This is a genomic window from Pseudomonas sp. Q2-TVG4-2 (genome assembly GCF_013620795.1).
Lineage (GTDB): Bacteria > Pseudomonadota > Gammaproteobacteria > Pseudomonadales > Pseudomonadaceae > Stutzerimonas.
Map to the genome: position 1 here is coordinate 505,446 of NZ_LGLW01000004.1, position 17,895 is coordinate 523,340.

13 protein-coding genes are annotated in these 17,895 nt (G+C 62.8%); 8 read left to right on the top strand and 5 right to left on the bottom strand.

Going from position 1 to position 17,895, the window contains the following annotated elements; all coding sequences use genetic code 11:
* Positions 1–109: 109 nt before the first annotated feature.
* Genes H3028_RS10580 through H3028_RS10590 form a run of 3 tightly spaced genes read right to left on the bottom strand, consistent with a single transcriptional unit; the run spans position 110 to position 1,186 of the window.
* Complete coding sequence (locus tag H3028_RS10580) at positions 110–271, bottom strand: hypothetical protein (RefSeq protein ID WP_181296966.1); 162 nt, start codon at positions 269–271, stop codon at positions 110–112.
* Positions 268–900 carry an alpha-ketoglutarate-dependent dioxygenase AlkB gene (locus tag H3028_RS10585; protein ID WP_181296967.1) on the bottom strand — a complete coding sequence of 211 codons (633 nt, stop codon included), beginning with the start codon at positions 898–900 and terminating at the stop codon, positions 268–270. Before H3028_RS10585 ends, H3028_RS10580 begins: the two co-directional genes overlap by 4 nt.
* Positions 887–1,186 carry an aspartate-semialdehyde dehydrogenase gene (locus H3028_RS10590; protein WP_181296968.1) on the bottom strand — a complete coding sequence of 100 codons (300 nt, stop codon included), beginning with the start codon at positions 1,184–1,186 and terminating at the stop codon, positions 887–889. Before H3028_RS10590 ends, H3028_RS10585 begins: the two co-directional genes overlap by 14 nt.
* A 236-nt stretch (positions 1,187–1,422) precedes the next feature.
* On the opposite strand from H3028_RS10590, the gene rapA reads away from it, so the two are divergent.
* A complete protein-coding gene (rapA, locus tag H3028_RS10595; RefSeq protein WP_181296969.1) occupies positions 1,423–4,272 on the top strand; it encodes an RNA polymerase-associated protein RapA in 2,850 nt (949 codons plus the stop codon).
* Positions 4,273–4,509: 237 nt separating this feature from the next.
* Here the strand turns inward: rapA and H3028_RS10600 are convergent, their stop codons facing one another.
* Positions 4,510–8,931, bottom strand: coding sequence for a DEAD/DEAH box helicase (locus H3028_RS10600; RefSeq protein WP_181296970.1), 4,422 nt, complete (start codon positions 8,929–8,931; stop codon positions 4,510–4,512).
* Between the two features lie 122 nt (positions 8,932–9,053).
* Between H3028_RS10600 and H3028_RS10605 the strand changes: the two genes are divergently transcribed.
* The 6 genes from H3028_RS10605 (at position 9,054) to H3028_RS10630 (ending at position 17,015) form a co-directional block, all read left to right on the top strand.
* Positions 9,054–9,365, top strand: a complete 312-nt coding sequence (locus H3028_RS10605; protein ID WP_181296971.1) for a hypothetical protein — start codon at positions 9,054–9,056, stop codon at positions 9,363–9,365.
* A gap of 27 nt (positions 9,366–9,392) precedes the next feature.
* On the top strand, positions 9,393–10,088 hold the full coding sequence (locus H3028_RS10610; protein ID WP_181296972.1) for an SDR family oxidoreductase: 696 nt from the start codon (positions 9,393–9,395) through the stop codon (positions 10,086–10,088).
* A gap of 230 nt (positions 10,089–10,318) precedes the next feature.
* Positions 10,319–11,614 carry an ergothioneine biosynthesis protein EgtB gene (gene egtB, locus H3028_RS10615; protein ID WP_181296973.1) on the top strand — a complete coding sequence of 432 codons (1,296 nt, stop codon included), beginning with the start codon at positions 10,319–10,321 and terminating at the stop codon, positions 11,612–11,614.
* Between the two features lies 1 nt (position 11,615).
* Positions 11,616–12,581: an L-histidine N(alpha)-methyltransferase gene (gene egtD / locus H3028_RS10620; RefSeq protein ID WP_181296974.1), complete on the top strand. Its 966-nt coding sequence runs from the start codon at positions 11,616–11,618 to the stop codon at positions 12,579–12,581.
* Complete coding sequence (locus H3028_RS10625) at positions 12,578–14,335, top strand: S8/S53 family peptidase (protein ID WP_181296975.1); 1,758 nt, start codon at positions 12,578–12,580, stop codon at positions 14,333–14,335. Before egtD ends, H3028_RS10625 begins: the two co-directional genes overlap by 4 nt.
* Before the next feature lie 574 nt (positions 14,336–14,909).
* Complete coding sequence (locus H3028_RS10630) at positions 14,910–17,015, top strand: glycoside hydrolase family 5 protein (RefSeq protein WP_181296976.1); 2,106 nt, start codon at positions 14,910–14,912, stop codon at positions 17,013–17,015.
* Between the two features lie 36 nt (positions 17,016–17,051).
* Here H3028_RS10630 and H3028_RS10635 read toward each other — a convergent pair whose 3' ends face one another.
* Positions 17,052–17,429 carry a transcriptional regulator gene (locus tag H3028_RS10635; RefSeq protein WP_181296977.1) on the bottom strand — a complete coding sequence of 126 codons (378 nt, stop codon included), beginning with the start codon at positions 17,427–17,429 and terminating at the stop codon, positions 17,052–17,054.
* 156 nt (positions 17,430–17,585) lie between these two features.
* Between H3028_RS10635 and H3028_RS10640 the strand changes: the two genes are divergently transcribed.
* A complete protein-coding gene (locus tag H3028_RS10640) occupies positions 17,586–17,882 on the top strand; it encodes a hypothetical protein (protein ID WP_181296978.1) in 297 nt (98 codons plus the stop codon).
* The last annotated feature ends 13 nt before the right edge of the window (positions 17,883–17,895 follow it).

Genomic DNA, 17,895 nt, shown 5'->3' on the forward strand with positions numbered 1-17,895 from the left:
TGCCGCGGGAGCTGATCCGGATCAACAGAACAAGAGTAGGAAGGGCGACGACCGGAGGGGGCGATGAATCGAGTTGCCGCGCCAACGCCTGGCGCTGCGGTAATGCCTGTCAGCGCTTCTTCGGTTTGGATTTGCTCTTTTTCTTCGGCTTGGCCAGCGGCAGCGCCTGCTCGAAGGCCTGGCGCATTTCGACAAGGCGCTTTTCCTTGATGTCGTGAATACGCTTTTCACGTTCGGCGCTGAAGTCGATCAGTTTTTCGTCACTGCTCATAAGGTGGGCTCGCGAATGATCTGGCGGAAGGTCAGGTTAAGGCGCGGTTCGGATACCTTACGTGTCCTGGCGATCTGGTGTTGCCAATGATGCTGCGTCGGGCCGCTCATGACCAGCAGCGATCCGTGTTCGAGACCGATCGAATGCTCGATACGGCTGGTGCCCTTTCGGCGCAGATCGAAACGCCGCGTCGCGCCCAGATTGAGCGAGACCACCCGGGGTTCCGGACCCAATTCCGGCTCGTCGTCGCTGTGCCAGCCCATGGCATCCTGGCCGTCGCGATACAGATTGAGCAGCACGCCGTTCATCTGCTGGCCGACCTGTAGCTGCACCTGCTCACGAATTTCGGCCAGCAACGGCGTCCAGGGCAGCGGTTCATGGACCAGCCCGGAATAACGCAGCCGCAGGTCCGCGTCGCCATACCAGGCGACCAGTCGCGGTACGCTGAAGCGGCGGCCGTAGAGTTTGATTTCCGGTTGCGACCAGGGCGTCTGAGTCAACAGACTCTCTAGCCAGCGATCGGCGATGTCTGCGTTGACCCACTGCGGCAGGTAGCGCAGATCGGCCTTGGGCAGGTCGATTTGGCTACTGTTGGCCTGCCCGCCGAGCGAATCGTCATACCTCGACATCAACCCACAACCCTTGACGCGGCAATTCGTCAAGCGCGTCCTGGTCTTGTTCAGCGGTTTCGCCTTCGGCCAGCTCCTGCGGACTATAGCCACGACGGCGCTGCCGCCGACGCTGCTCGTCGCGCAGCATCTGCTCGGCTTCCTGCGGGTGACGGCGCTCGAGGCCCACTGAGCTCTCGTTGGCGCTCGGCTGTATCGGTGTGACCGGTGCGATATCGGGGCGCGGCTTGACCACGTCCTGCTGGGCGTTGACCTGAACGGCGCCGGGCGGAATGACTGGCAGCATCTGTGCTCTCCCATAAGCAGCCCCGAGATAATCGGTGCCCATCATGCGGGCCTGCACCAGTTGATCGGCTGAACTGCTGATGACTTTAACAGCAACGCTACACTGCCAGGGTCCGTTCCCGTTTAGCCGCGGCCGTGAATGGGAACGGGGCCAAACCTTATCCGGCTGGCATCTGCCGTCGCTCTATCGGCAGTGTTCCGTTACCATAGCGCGCTTTTTTCACAGCGGGAGGCAGCATGGCGCAGCAGTATCTACCGGGGCAACGCTGGATCAGTGACAGCGAAGCGGAACTCGGTCTGGGGACCATCCTGATGCTCGACGGGCGGATGCTCACCGTGCTCTATCCGGCGACTGGCGAGACCCGCCAATACGCCGCGCGCAGTGCCCCGCTGACCCGCGTGCGTTTCGTCCCGGGAGATGAGATTACGCATTTCGAAGGCTGGAAGATGACCGTGCGCGAAGTCGACGATGTCGACGGCCTGCTGGTCTATCACGGTTTGACCGAGCAGAACGAAGCCCGGACCCTGCCAGAAACCCAGCTGTCCAACTTCATCCAGTTCCGTCTCGCCAGCGACCGTCTGTTCGCCGGGCAGATCGACCCGCTGAACTGGTTCAAGCTGCGTTATCACACCCTGGAAAACCAGAGCAAGCAGCTGACTTCGTCGCTGTGGGGCCTGGGTGGTGTGCGTGCGCAGCCCATCGCGCACCAACTACACATCGCCCGCGAAGTCGCCGATCGTATCGCTCCGCGTGTCTTGTTGGCCGATGAAGTGGGCCTGGGTAAGACCATCGAAGCCGGACTGGTGATTCATCGCCAGTTGCTGTCGGGTCGCGCCAACCGTGTACTGATCCTGGTCCCGGAGAATCTGCAGCACCAGTGGCTGGTAGAAATGCGCCGCCGCTTCAACCTGCAGGTCGCGCTGTTCGACGATGAGCGATTCATCGAAAGCGATGCCAGCAATCCCTTCGAAGACACCCAGCTAGCACTGGTGTCGCTGGAATGGCTGAAGGATGACGAACGCGCTCAAGACGCCGCCTTCGCCGCCGGCTGGGATCTGCTGGTGGTGGACGAGGCTCACCACCTGGTGTGGCACCCGGAGAACGCCAGCGCCGAGTACAAACTGGTCGAACAACTGGCTGAAGTCATTCCCGGCGTGCTGCTGCTGACCGCCACCCCCGAACAGCTGGGCCAGGAGAGCCACTTCGCCCGCCTGCGGCTGCTTGATCCGAACCGTTTCCACGATCTCGAGGCCTTCCGCGCGGAAAGCGCCAGCTATCAACCGGTCGCCCAGGCCGTGCAGGAGCTGCTCGATGAGGGCCGTCTGTCGCAAGAAGCGCACCAGACCATTCACAACTTTCTCGGTGCCGAAGGCGAAGCCCTGCTCGCCGCCGCCACCGATGGCGATATCGAAGCCAGCAGCCGGCTGATCCGCGAGCTGCTCGACCGGCACGGCACCGGGCGCCTGCTGTTTCGCAATACCCGCGCCGCCGTACGTGGTTTCCCCGAACGCCAGCTGCACGCCTATCCGCTGCCGTGCCCGGCCGAATACCTGGAGCTCCCACTGGGCGAGCACGCCGAGCTGTATCCAGAAGTCAGCTTTCAGCACCAGCAGGAAGTACCCGAGGCGCAGAACCGCTGGTGGACGTTTGATCCTCGTGTCGAGTGGTTGATCGACACGCTGAAAATGCTGAAGAAGTTCAAAGTGCTGGTCATCTGCGCCCACGCCGAGACTGCCTTGGACCTAGAAGACGCCCTGCGCGTGCGTTCCGGGATTCCGGCCACTGTCTTTCATGAAGGTATGAGCATTCTCGAGCGCGATCGCGCTGCCGCCTACTTCGCCGATGAGGAGTTCGGTGCCCAGGTGCTGATCTGTTCGGAAATCGGCAGTGAAGGCCGCAACTTCCAGTTCGCTCATCACCTGGTGCTGTTCGATCTGCCAGCCCATCCGGATCTGCTCGAACAGCGCATCGGCCGCCTCGACCGCATTGGTCAGGCGCACGTCATCCAGCTACACGTGCCCTACCTGGAAACCAGCCCGCAGGAACGTCTGTTCAAGTGGTACCACGAAGCGCTGAATGCGTTCCTCAACACCTGCCCCACCGGCAACGCCCTGCAGCATCAGTTCGGCCCACGCCTGTTGAACCAGCTGGAAGAAGGCGACGACGACGAGTTTCAGAAGCTCATCGACGAAGCCCACGCCGAACGTGAACGCCTGGAAGCCGACCTACACGCCGGGCGCGACCGCCTGCTGGAGCTCAACTCCGGTGGTGGCGAACAGGGTAAGGCGCTGGTCGAGGCCATCGAGGAGCAGGACGACCAGTTCGCCCTGCCGATCTATATGGAAGAGCTGTTCGACGCCTTCGGCATCGACAGCGAGGATCACTCCGAGAACGCGCTGATCCTGCGCCCCAGCGAGAAGATGCTCGACGCCAGCTTCCCGCTCGGCGACGACGAAGCCGTGACCATTACCTACGACCGCGAGCAGGCACTGGCGCGTGAGGATATGCAGTTCCTCACCTGGGAACACCCTATGGTGCAGGGCGGTATGGACCTGGTGCTGTCCGGCTCCATGGGCAACACCGCGGTGGCGCTGATCAAGAACAAGGCGCTCAAGCCCGGTACCGTACTGCTGGAGCTGCTGTTCGTCAGCGAGGTGGTGGCGCCGCGCAAGCTGCAGCTCAACCGCTTCCTGCCGCCGCTGGCGCTGCGCTGTCTGCTCGACTCCAACGGTAACGACCTGGCGCCGAAAGTCGCTTTCGAAACCCTGACCGATCAGCTGGAAAGCGTGCCGCGGGCCAGCGCCAACAAGTTCGTCCAGGCCCAGCGCGACGTGTTGGCCGTGCAGATTTCCGATGCCGAAGCCAAGATCGCTCCGCGCCACAGCGAGCGCGTCGCAGAAGCGCAGCGCCGACTGAAAGCCAGCCTCGACGAGGAGCTTGCACGGCTGACGGCGCTGCAGGCGGTCAACCCGAGCGTACGCGACAGCGAGATCGAAGCGCTGGGCAAGCAGCGTGAAGAAGGCCTGGCGATGCTGGAAAAAGCCGCGCTGCGCCTGGAGGCGATTCGGGTGTTGGTCGCGGGTTGACCGGTCGACAGGCTCGGAGGGGGACTGGAGGGTTGAAGCGTTGAAGGCTGAGAGCTTTAAGCTTCAAGCTTAAACCAGGCTTTTACCCCCTCGCATCGCCTCCACCCCGCTTCGCCCCGAGGGTGGGCCTCCCACAAAAAGCAGCCGGCACACATCGTCCCTGTGGGAGGCGCGACCCGCGGCGAACGCAGGCCGTAGACTGCGGCTTACGGTATGACGCTCCCGATACTTTCACCGCTAGCGTCGCGCCACTGCGAGCAGCTGCCGCGCCCTGCGCTGATCGTCCTCATCGAGCTCCGCCAGCAACCCTGGCTTACCTGCCACCAGCACTGCCAACGGAACACCATCGCGATAAAGGATGCGGTTGCCGGCCACTGCAGGCACTCGCTCACCGGGTAGCAAGGTGCCAATCTGGTTCAACGGGTCGACCGCCGAAACTGCAATCATCTCCCCCGACAACGGCCGCTTGCGGATTTCGCGCAGCAAGCCGACGGCGTCCGGCAACGCGAACTGCTCGCCAGGCAGGCCGGCGACAAACCGACCACCGCGAATCTCGCCTCGCGCTTCGAGCCGATGATAGACGCGTAGCAGGTCGCGCCATGGCGGTAGCCAGTCCGCTTCGCGATCCAGCAATCGCCAGAACACCACACCATAACGGCGCAACATCACCATGGCGATGTGTTCCAGAGTTTCGGGATCGAGCGGTGATCGACGTGCCGGAACAGGATCGGATGTTGCCGCCGGGCCCTTGCGCACCAAGGCCCAACGTCCGGCATCGGCCATTCCTCCGATAAAGGCGCCACCACGGCTCTGGCGGCTGCTGCGTGAACGTTTCACCGCCGGCGCCAGCAACGTACGCAGTCCGGCAAAACTATCGGCATTGACCAGCCCGACGGCAACCAGCTCGCCGAGCGCATCTTCCAGCTCGCTGCGCAGCAGCCGGGCGTCCTGCTGCAGTTCATCGAAGAACAGCGCGCCGTGACTTTGCAGTGTCTCGAGTACCCGCTGCGCGCGTGAGGACAGCTCCGGCTGCGGCGCGTCGCTGGCCAGCGCGTACCAGGCGGACAGGTGCCGGCGCGGCAGCAAGACGATCGGAGTGCCGCGCACCGGCCCGCTGCTGGCCTTGATCCGCCCGGCCAGGCGCGTCCAGACGATGCGTCCAGATCGGCACAGTTCGTCAAGCCAGGGCCCGCCATAGTCTTTCAGGCGCGCCGGCAATAGGTCGCCCTCCCACGCTCCGGCGGCGGCCTGGAAGCCTTCAAGCTGCTCGACTACCGGGCCTAGCGCGTCACGTCCCTGCATCCGCGTCGCTTCGGAAAGATGCTGCCAGTCGATCAGGAATCGCATGAAGTCGGCGCGTTCCACTGGCTCGATTTCACGGCGCAGCCGCTTGAGGGTGTAGCGATGGATGCGCGCCAACAGGTGCCGCTCGCACCATTCTTCTTCGCTCGCGCCAGGCGTAAAGCGACCGCGCAGCACGTAGCCTTCGGCCTCCAGGTGCGTCAGCGCGAGGGCCACGGCGGAAGCCGGCAGGGCCAGCGGTCTGGCGATCAGCGCTACCGGCAATGGGCCGAACGCGATCATGCGGGCTCTGATCAATTCCGTAAGCGCCGCTTCCTCGGTCAACGTCTCGTCGTAGCCCGGCAGCAGCCGCAGCTGCGGCTCGCAACGCGCGGCCGGGTAGATTGCCAGGAGCAAGCTCAAGCGCTCGACGGGCAGCCAGAGTGCGCGATCATGGGCGACCTGCGCGCGAGTGGCGCGACCGCCGCGGGCCAGCTCACTGAGCCAAGAGGGCCACTGCGGATCGCGCCGAGCTTCGGCCTCGGCGATGCAACCCAGCCCCATCAAAGCCTCGTGCAACTCGTCCGAATTGCGCGCCTGCGGCCAGGCCTCCTCACGTACTGCTTCGATCGCTGCGGCGTCCAGCGCACCGAGGTCGTCGCTGGATTCAGGATCGGTCCAGCGCCGATTGAGCACCGCCTGGGTGCGTCGCTCTTCCAGTGGCGCATCGTCAAGGAAGGCATAGGGTCGCGCGCCGAGCACTTCCATCGCCAACGGCGACGGTGCCGGCAGATCGCGCGCCAGCAGTTCGATCTCGCCGTGCTCGATGCGCCGCAACAGCGCCAGCCAACCTTTGCTGTCCATGGCGTCGTGCAGACAGTCATCGAGGGTCTGCGCCACGAGTGGGTGATTCGGAATTTCGCGCTCGCCGACGACGTTTTCCAAGCAGGCGACCTGATCGGGGAAGACGGCGGCGAGCAAGTCCTCACTCTTCATCCGCTGCAGTTGCGGCGGGACCTTGCGTCCACCGGCCATGCGCGGCAGTGCCAGGGCCGTGGTTGCATTCCAACGCCAGCGCACGCCGAACAGCGGCGCATCGAGAACCGCCTGGATCAGCACGCCCTCCGCGCTGTTGGGGTGCAGGTAGCGCCAGACCTCGTCGAGGGGAAAGCTATGGCTGGTTGATAGCGAGAAGATGATCGCATCTTCCGTCGCGGCAGCCTGCAGTTCGAAGTTGAAGGTGCGACAGAACCGCTTGCGCAGCGCCAGGCCCCAGGCTCGGTTGATCCGGCTGCCGTACGGCGAATGGATGACCAGTTGGGTGCCGCCGGATTCGTCGAAGAAGCGCTCCATGATCAGCCGTTGCTGCGTCGGCAACGCACCAAGGGCGGAACGCGCACGCGCCAGGTATTCAACGATCTGCCGCGCCGCCGCTTCTGGCAGGCCAAGCGTGTCAATAAGCCAGTCGATGGCAAGCCGCAGCCTCGATGAGGCCTCGGAAGCATCGATGACACCCGCTTTTGTAGGAGCCGGGCCGCTGGCGATCCTGGGCCGCACAAAAGCATCGCCAGCAAGCTGGCTCCTACGGGATTCGGCGTCGGCCAGACGCTGGTCGATCTCCCCCCGCAACCTCGCCACGGCCGCCGAAAGCTCATTGCTGCGCCCTGGCGCTTCGCCCAGCCAGAACGGAATGTTCGGCGGCTGGCCCTGGGCATCTTCAACCCGGACCCGCCCCGCCTCGATCCTGATGATGCGGTACGCCGTATTCCCCAGCTGGAACACATCACCGGCCAAACTTTCCACGGCGAAGTCCTCGTTCACCGTACCGATGTTGAAGCCCTGCGGCTCGAGCAGCACGCTGTAGTCGGCATTGTCGGCAATGGTCCCGCCGGAGGTCAGCGCGGTCAGACGACCGCCGCGCCGGCCGCGCAGGCTGCGGTTGACCACGTCGCGGTGCAGGTAGGCGCCGCGGGCGCCGTGGCGAGTGGTGTAGCCCTCGGCGAGCATCGCCAGCAACGCCTGATAGCTCTCTTCGCTGAGCGACGCGTACGGCATGGCCCGCCGAATCAGCGCCAGCAGCGCATCCTCCTGCCATTCGCAGCACGACACCTCAGCGATAATCTGTTGCGCCAGCACATCCAGCGGCGCCACGGGAATCATCAGTGTGTCCAGCTCGCCGCGGCGCACGCTGTCGAGCAAGGCGGTGCACTCGATCAGGTCGTCGCGCGAGTTGGGAAACAGCCGCCCCTTGGAGACACCGCCGACCTGATGCCCAGCACGACCGACGCGTTGTAGGAAGGCGGAAATCGAGCGCGGCGAACCGAGCTGGCACACCAACTCCACATCGCCGATATCGATGCCCAGCTCCAGCGAGGCAGTGGCCACCAGCACCCTCAGCTCGCCACGTTTGAGCCGCTGTTCGGCGTCCAATCGCTGTTCGCGCGCGAGACTGCCGTGGTGCGCCGCCACTACGGCGTTGCCGAGACGCTCGCTGAGATGCCTCGCGGCACGCTCGGCCATTCGCCGCGTGTTGACGAATACCAGCGTGGTGCGGTGCTCGCCGGCCAAAGCTGCCAGGCGATCGTAGACCAGCGTCCAGACGTCATTGCTCATCACCGCTTCCAGCGATACCGGTGGCACTTCCAGCGCCAAATCGCGCGCCCGACCATGTCCGATATCGACGACTTCACAGCGGCGACCAACACCAACCAGATAGTCAGCCACTGCTTCGATCGGTTTCTGTGTCGCCGACAAGCCGACTCGCACCAACGGCCGGGCGCAGAGGGCTTCGAGGCGCTCCAGTGATAACGCCAGATGGCTGCCGCGCTTGTTGCCGGCGATCGCATGGATCTCGTCGACGATCACGCTGCGCACGCCCGCCAGCATTTGTCGGCCGGATTCTGAGCCCAGCAGCACGTAGAGCGATTCCGGGGTCGTCACCAGAATGTGCGGCACCCGCTTGCGCATCGCCGCGCGCTCGGCCTGCGGGGTATCGCCGGTGCGCACCGCGGTACGAACCTCCAGCATCGGTAGCCCAAGGCGCTGCAGCTCGGCGGAAATCCCCGCCAGCGGCCGCTCCAGGTTCAAATGAATATCGTTGGACAGCGCCTTGAGCGGCGACACGTAGAGCACCGCCGTTTCGTCCGGCAGGCCACCGTCGGCCAGGCCCTGCTGAACCAGCTGATCAAGCGCGGCGAGGAAGGCCGTCAGCGTTTTACCGGAGCCGGTGGGCGCCGCCACCAGCGTCGATTGGCCGGAACGGATCAGGGGCCACGCGCGCGTCTGGGCCGGGGTCGGCGCGGGGAAACTGCGACTGAACCAGCCGGCTACTGCCGGATGGAACGCGGCCAGCGCATCGTGAGCGGGGGTCAGTTTCATGCGCTGAATATGCTGCCGCCGCGGCTCGGCTACAAGGCTAAACAACCGCAGCCCGTCGCTTGCCAGGAAACGGCAGCCCTCCCCGGCGGTCCACTTCAGACAGCCTGACGATGGAGAACGCCATGAGTAACCAACCACTGACGCTCGATGATGCGATGCAACTCGTCACCGAGGCCTTCCTCCCATGCGGCTGCGTGACCAGCGCCAACCCGGATGAGGACAGTTTCGGCTTTACCGTCATGTCGGGCAGCGGCACAGAGGTGCTGCGTGTGCCCAGCGTGTCGCAGGAGGAATACAGCAACCCGCAGCATCTTGGCAGCGTCATCGAGCAGGCGCGACTGGACGTTGAGGACAAGGATCAGCGTCTCGAGCCCTGGACCATGCCGTCCATAACCGATGGCACCGGCATCCCGGAAACCCCGCCGAACTACTGACTCTCCTGCGACCAGACGAGGACGACCATGAGCAATCCCGTTCTTCTGATCACCGGCGCCTCCTCCGGGATCGGCGCCGCCACGGCCCGGCTCGCCGCCGAGGCTGGCTATCGCGTGGCGCTGGCAGCGCGCTCCGAACATAAGCTCGCACAGTTGGTGAGCGACCTCGGCGGTCCGGATCGGGCGTTGGCGATCCGCTGCGATGTCAAGGAGTACGCCGAACAACAGGCCATGGTGCAGCGGGCACTGGACCATTTCGGCCAGCTCGATGCGGTCTACGCCAATGCCGGCATACCGGGCAGCGAAGGCGGCTTCAGTGGCGCCGATCCTGAGGTCTGGCGCGAAATGCTGCTGACCAATGTCTACGGGGTCGGCCTGACCCTGCGTTGCAGCATCGAAGCACTCAAGGCCAGCCGCGGCCACCTGCTGCTAACCGGCTCGGCCGCCGGCCGCTTCGTCATTCCCGGCTCGATGTACAGCGCCAGCAAATGGGCGGTGACCGGCATGGGCCTGAGCGTGCGCGAGGAGCTGCGCGGCACAGGCGTGCGGGTCACGCTGATCGAGCCGGGGATGGTCGACACGCCGCTGTTCGACAAGCCGCCCGCTTATGCGATGCAGCCTGAGGACATCGGCCGAGCGGTGGTCTATGCGCTCTCGCAGCCGCGCCATGTGGACGTCAACGAGATTCTCATCCGCCCTACCCCACCGCTCGAAAACAGCTAGGTTCGACGCCTGGCGCGTGGCCGATGCCAGAGCTGGCAGCCGAGTAACCGACACGGCGCCTTTCGCAATCGCGGTTGTGCTGCTTTCATCAAAAGGCGCAAGCGAGCCCATGCAACGGCTCTCGCATCTACATCGGCAGAAACTTTTGCGCCTCGCTTCGGGTCGCTATAGAGGCGGTTTTCGGCCGTTCCTGGCATTGAATATCCAGGCATCGAACAAGGGGGACGCCCATGGGCAACCTGGCAGAACAGCTAAAACAGCAACCAGCACTCGCCGAACTGGACTATCTGCTGCAGCGTTTCCGGCAGGTCCGCGCAATCAGCGAAGTGATCTGCGCACCGCTACAAGTCGAGGACTATCTCATCCAGAGCATGCCCGACGTCAGCCCGCCGAAATGGCACCTCGCACATGTCAGCTGGTTCTTCGAGGCGTTCCTGCTCAAGCCTTACCTATCTGGCTACAAACCGCTCAATGCGGCTTATGACCACCTGTTCAATTCCTACTATGAAACCCACAGCACGCCCTTCCCGCGGGCCCAACGCGGACTGATTTCGCGGCCAGGCGTCGAGGACGTGTATCGCTTTCGCCAGCACGTCGACCGTGCCATGGGCGAGCTGCTGGTCAACCCACCGCAGCAATATGCCGTCGAAATCATGCGCAGGGTCGAGCTGGGCCTGCAGCACGAACAGCAGCATCAGGAGCTGCTGTTGATGGACATCAAGCACATCCTCGCGCAGAACCCGTTGCATCCGGTCTACCGCGACGAGTTAAAACCGGCGCCCGCACTGCATAACGATCGTACTCGCTGGCATGACTATGCCGGCGGCGTGCGCCATATCGGACATGCCGGCAGCGGTTTTGCCTTTGATTGTGAAATGCCGCGGCATCGGCAGTTTATCGAGGATTTCCAGCTGGCCGATCGCCTGGTCAGCAATCGTGAATACCTGTCGTTCATCGCAGACGGCGGTTATGCACGCAGCGAGCTCTGGCTGTCCGACGGCTGGGCGCAGATCCAGCAATGCGGGTGGCATTCGCCGCTGTACTGGCAGCGTCAGGAGGACAGCTGGCATGAAATGACCCTCGGCGGTTTGCGCCCGCTAGACCTGGAGGCCCCGGTCTGCCACGTCAGCTTCTTCGAGGCGGATGCTTATGCGCGCTGGGCCGGAGCCCGGTTGCCCAGGGAGGCCGAGTGGGAGGTCGCGGCGATGGATCAGCCACAACGCGGCAACTTTCTTGAGAGCGACCATCTGCAACCGGTCGCGGCGAACACACCCCACGAGGGACCGGCGCAACTGTTCGGCGATGTCTGGGAGTGGACTGCCGATGCTTACCGTCCTTATCCCGGCTTCCGACCGCTGGAAGGCAGTCTGGGCGAATACAACGGCAAATTCATGTCCGGCCAGATGGTCCTGCGCGGCGGTTGCTGCGCCACGCCGGAAGCCCATATCCGCGCCACCTATCGCAATTTTTTTCAGCCGGCCATGCGCTGGCAATTCGCCGGGCTGCGCCTGGCCAGGGAGCTATGAAATGGCATTAGCGGTTCACTTCCATGATCAGACCCAGCAGCCCCGCGAAGCCTCTCTGCGTGACGAAGCGCTGGCGGGTTTTGCCGCCTCGCCGAAACGCATCTCACCGAAGTTTTTCTATGATCGCCGCGGCTCGGAACTGTTCGAGCAAATCTGCCTGCAGCCCGAGTACTACCTCACCCGCACCGAAGAGCTGATTCTCGCCGAAGCGGCAAATGACATCCGCGGGATCGCCGGGCCGCAGACCGATCTGATCGAGCTGGGCAGTGGCGCCAGCCGCAAGGTACGCCTGCTGCTCGAAGGGCTGCGTCCGGTCAGCTACCTGGGCATCGATATCTCCGAAGACTTCTTGCTCACCAGCACTCAGCGTCTGGCGGCGGACTACCCCTGGCTGGAAGTTCACGCCGCCTGCGCCGATTTCTCCGACGAACTGAAGCTGCCGACCGACTTCACCATTCATCACCCGCTGGTATTTTTCCCCGGCTCCAGCATCGGCAACTTCACCCCTCTGCAAGCGCGCAAACTGCTCGGGCACCTGCACGAGATTCTCCCAGTGGGTGGCGGCATGCTGGTCGGCGTCGACCTGGTCAAGGACCGGGACGTGCTCGAAGCGGCTTATAACGACCGCGCCCAGGTGACCGCCGCCTTCAACCTCAATCTGCTGCAGCGCATCCGTCAGGAGCTGGACAGCGACATCGACCCGTCACGTTTCGCTCATCAGGCATTCTTCAACGACAACGACTCACGCATCGAAATGCACTTGATCAGCCGTGAGGCGCAGGATGTGACTATCGAAGGCCAGCGGTTCCATTTCGATGCCGGCGAAAGCCTGCATACAGAGAATTCCTACAAGTACACCCTGGAGTCGTTCGCCAACCTCGCCAGCAGCGCCGGCTTCGACTGTAGCGGTCAGTGGACCGATCCCCAGACGCTGTTCAGCGTGCATTACCTACAACGTCGGCAATGACGGCGGAGCGACGTTCCGTATCGATCGGTTTTCTGCTGGCGATGCTGACCCTGAGCCCGGTAACGGCCGAGACGGTGCCGTTACGGCTTAAGGATGTGCAGCGTTGCGGTGATCTCTTTTCAGCCGACCAGTTGACCTTCTGCCTGCGCAGCGACGGGCTCGGTGAGGGCGATGCCAAGCTGCTGCTGCGGGGAAAGCCGCTCGATGCGTCCCGACTCGACAACGGCAAGTTGCGCCTGACACTGCGTAAGCGCGAGCACCAGAGCGGCCCACTCTGGCTGGAGCAGGGCGAACGTCAGAGCAACCCGGTGTGGCTGACGCTGGGCGGAAGCCACGTGCTGGCGGCCGGCCCTGACGAAGTGATGAAGAACATGGATGGGCTGAACACTTACCTGAACCTGATCAGCCTGATCATCGAAGAAAATAACGACGGCCTGAATGAATCGCGCCGCCTGGCCCGAAAATATGGGGCCGAAGTGGTCGGCGCCATCGCCCCCCTCAACACCTATCAACTGCGCCTGCCGGTGAAGGATCTGACCGAGCGAGATGCCCTGGTGTTGCGTCTGGGCAACGAGGTGAGCGTGGACGCGGTGGTGGTCGAGGAATCCGGCCCCGAGGAGCCGATCGAGCAGGACCAGGCCAGGAAGCCGCGCACCAGCGAATGGGTTGCCAATCGCTTTCTCGACGCTGTGGATTACTACCGTCATCGCCTGCCGTCCGAGCAAGCCCCGGTCGAAACGCATCCGGTGCGCATCGGCATCATCGAACGTAACCTCGACTTCGATGCCCCGGAGTTCGCTCCTTACATTGGTGAATGTGATACCAGGGCGCCGCGCACCTGCGTCTATGCCAGAGATGCCGACGTGCCGAGCGAACATGGCAGCACGGTCACCGGTATCCTCGCCGCCCGCAGCATGGAGCCCAGCGACAGCGGCTTCCTGAGCGCGCTGGAACCAGCAAGCGCCGGCTTCGAAGTGATCGTCGAGCGCAACTCCGATGCCGGCATTACCGCCAACGTCGCCGCCTCGGTGAACCTGGTCGAGGATGGTGTACGGGTACTGAACTGGAGTTGGGGCATCCATCGCGTCGGCGCACGGGACGTCAAGGGCGAAGAGGTGGACTCGCTGATTCGCTCCGGTGTCGCCATGAGCGGCTACGAAGAATTGCTGGAAGAGTTCTTCCTCTGGTTACGCCGCGAACACCCCGATGTGCTCGTAGTAAATTCTGCTGGCAATGGCTCGGCCCGCTCCGGGCAGGATGATTACCGCCTCCCGTCCTCGTTCATCACCGAGCAACTGCTGGTCGTCGGGGGTCACCAGCGCAACGAGGAACGCGACGTCCCGGTGGAACATCCGGAATACGTCACCAAACGGCCATCATCGAACGTCGACATGCGCGTCGATATCACCGCTTCGGCCTGCACCCGTGCCGCAACGCTTGAAACGGGCAAACGCGGCGAGGTGCATTGCGGCACCTCCTATGCCACACCGATGGTCACCGGCATTGTTGCAGCGATGCTCTCGGTCAACCCGCAGCTCGCCCCCGAACAGCTGCGTGAGCTGCTGCGCCGCAGCGCACTGACCATCGGCCGCGACAAGGATTTCGAACCGGTGGAGGCCGACGATCTGACCGCACCGATCTTGCCATCCGAGCGCAGCTATCAGATGAGCAACCAGGACATCGGCCGCTCGGCCCGGCTGGACATGCGCAAGGCGCTGGAGCTGACCGTCGATAGCCTGAAGCAGGACCGCTAGGCCTTCGAAACGACCATCGCCAACGCATTGGCAAATTGACCCGACTCCGTAGTCGCAGCCGGACTATGGCTGGCTATTTTTCAGCCCCGTCAGCTTGCTCGGCCGTTCGATTTCCCCCAGAAGGACGCTGCCCGAGCGCCATGAAACATTCCGCAACAAACACCTCAAGCCGAACTTGGCGAGCAGCCGGGACAACAAGCGAAACGGCATGTAGTCAAATACAACCTACCGCATACTTAGCTCTTTCTCGAACTATCTAAAAATCAGTTACTTAGAGCACAACAGCAAATAATATCATATTAATATCAGATAGTAGCGATATAGAACTACATAATTAAAATCAATGTAGATGTCGTTTTTACGGCGCCAAAAGAATTTCACTATTCCACGACCGATCTATATAAAGCCTATCCACGCAAAAGCGAGTACGGCGACACAGCCGCGCACCTGCTCCGTTTGCGCAGTTGGTGGCGTCGTTGGTCAGTGCTTCGTTCGTTGCATCATCCATGAATGCTTCCGCAATTTTTTAAAGGGCACTCGCAGCCTTTTGTCGTATTAAGTTCCGGAGATAACAATGTCCCTAAATGCAGTATCGGGCGTACCACGGGGAGCACTAAGCGCCGTTTTGCTGGCCGCAGTGATCGGCTTCTCGACTGTGCAGCATGCAAGTGCAACCACCGCCTCAGCAGCAAGCGCCGTGCAGACCATCGCGACGGCACAGGTCAACAACTTCACCAGCCCGGATTGGAACAAGGGCACCTGGCGTAAGTCCGCCGGCTTTTCGATTCCGGCGACAACCGCCAACAAGGCCGCCTTCCAGAAAGAGGCGCAGGTGAAACTGGCCAACGGCCAGATACGTACTGTGAAGGTCATCTATTTCTCGGGCGCGCACATGAGCGTGATGCTTTCCGGCACGACGCTCGACGCCGTGGCCACCGGCTATCCGCATACTGTTGCTGTGCTGGGCTCGGCGACGGTTTCCAGCACGCCACCGGCAACATCCACGCCGACGCCGACGCCGAGCACGACAACCGCGCACAGCAGCGCTATTAACAATTACACCAACAGTGACTGGCTGAACGGCGTATGGCGCAAGTCGGCAGGCTTCTCGATCCCGCTGACGACCACCAACCGCTCGGTATTCAAGCCCGGCGCCTCGGTGAAGCTCGCAAACAGCCAGACTCGCTCCATCACGGCTGTGTACATTTCCGGCCGCAACATGAGCGTCATGCTCTCTGGCAGCGCCCTCAGCGGCGCACTTGGCTATCCGAACAAACTGTTCGCCGCAACGACCTCTACCGCGCCAAGCACACCGACCGCTCCGACCGCACCTAGCGCGCCAGTGGCGGATGCACCATCGACCAGCACACCGGCAACCTCCGCACCGCTGGTCACGGCTCTGAACTCGTTCAACGGCACCGATTTCGTCAACGGCGTCTATCGCTCCACCGGCATTTCGGTGAAAGCCAGCGCGGCCAACAAAACGGCCTATCACAAGGGCGCGAAGGTGCGGTTCGCCAACGGGCAGGTCCTGACCGTGAAGGTTGTCTACCACTCCGGCGACAACATGACTGTAATGCTTGATGGCGGCACCATCGATGGAATGCTCGTTGGGTATCCGCGAACCGTTTCGGTGAGCAGCACCGACTTCACCCAGCCGAGCACCGGTACAAGTACCGCTCCGGCGACAGGCACCGACGCAGCACCGGCCAATCCGATCCATCTGGTCGGGGTCAATCTGGCTGGCGCGGAATTCGGCGAATACGCTGGGCTACCCGGCCAGCATCAAATCCATTACATCTACCCGAGCGAGGCCAACTTCAAGCGTTACGCTGACCTCAACCTGAAGCTGATCCGCCTGCCGTTTCGCTGGGAGCGCATCCAGCCGAAACTCAATGGCGAGCTCAACGCCGCCGAACTCGGTCGGCTGTTGACCACCCTGAACCATGCACAGAAATACAACATGCAGGTCATTCTCGACATGCATAACTACTACCGTTACTACGGCAAATTGATCGCCTCGACTGACGTTCCGATCAGCGCGTTCGCTGATGGCTGGCGCCGTATCGTGCAGAAGGTTGCCAACCATCCGGCAGTGTACGGCTACGGGCTGATGAACGAGCCCCACTCCACCAATGGCAAGTGGCCCGCCGCGGCACTGGCGGCTGCCCGGGCAATTCGCGGCATCGACCAGAATCGCTGGATCTATGTCTCCGGTGACCGTTGGTCGAGCGCCTTCCACTGGCCGTCCTACAACACCCAACTGGCCATTGATCCGTGGATGCGCGACCCGAAGAACAACCTGGTATATGAAGCTCATCTGTACCTGGACAAGGACTACTCCGGCACCTATGCGAATCGCTCGGCCATCTATGATCCGATGACCGGCGTGAACCGGGCCAAGCCCTTCGTCGAGTGGCTGAGAAAGAACCGGCTTCGCGGCTTCATCGGCGAACACGGTGCGCCGGATTTTTCACCCTCGGCCATCGTGGCAACCGATAACCTGCTGAAGTATCTCAACCAGAACTGCATCCCCAGCACTTACTGGGCGGCGGGTCCCTGGTGGGGCGAGTATGCGCTGTCGCTTGACGTGAAAAGCGGCAGCCCGCGCCCGCAGCTGCCGATTCTGCAGAAGCACGCAGCGAACAAATCCTGCGGGACCATCGGCCCTCTGCTTTAAATCGAAACAGCGCCCCGCATTTGCGGGGCGTATCGTTCAGCCTGACGCCAGCCCGTCGAAGACTTCTGGCGTCAGCGCCGCACCTCCTTTCTCGTCCAGGCGCTGGCGATACGCGGTACCGCCGCCCCCCCCTTCAAGCATATGCAGCAACCGCGTGCCACGCTCGCTCAGGACGAAGTTCTCGCCATTGCCGCCCTGCTCTTGTGGGCGAGTCACCACGAAACCGCCTTCAAACAGCAGGCTTTCATAATTCTGCGCCTCGGCCTTGAGTGAATCGAGGTTAGGCAGCGGCTGCCCGGCTTCCTCCATGGCAATGGCATGCTCGTCAGCGTACTGACGCGGCACGAAGCTCTCGTTGCCGGATTTCTGCGCTTCTCGCAGCAGGCGCAGCATTAGATCCCAGTTATAGGTCATGACCCTCTCCTGTTGCACCGCGTCAGCGTGGCGGCTCTTGCTAATACGGACCCTGCCGGCGGCGGCATGGTTCGATCCCCAGCGCAACGGGAACGGCTGAACTAAAGCGCGTCCGGGATGATCCACCAAACAGATCGACCTACAAAGGAGCGCGCCATGAAACGCCTGATGATCCCCTTGACCCTTGCCCTGCTGGCAAGCCAGCCGGTGTTTGCTGCCGAATGCACCACTGACGAGATAACGGCCAAGGCCAAGGAACTTGCCGATCGCGTTAACGCGCTGACTGAAAACGATCCGAAGCGGGCCGCGGAGATCAATCAGGAGTTGCGGGATATGGAGGTCAAGCAGACTGCCGAGCAGCTGGGCAGCGAATGCGAAGCCTACGAAAAGCGCATCGAGCACGTTGAGCAGGCGGAAAAGCAGGCCGATATCGCACCGGCCGAGAAGCGCTGATAAACAGGCGAAG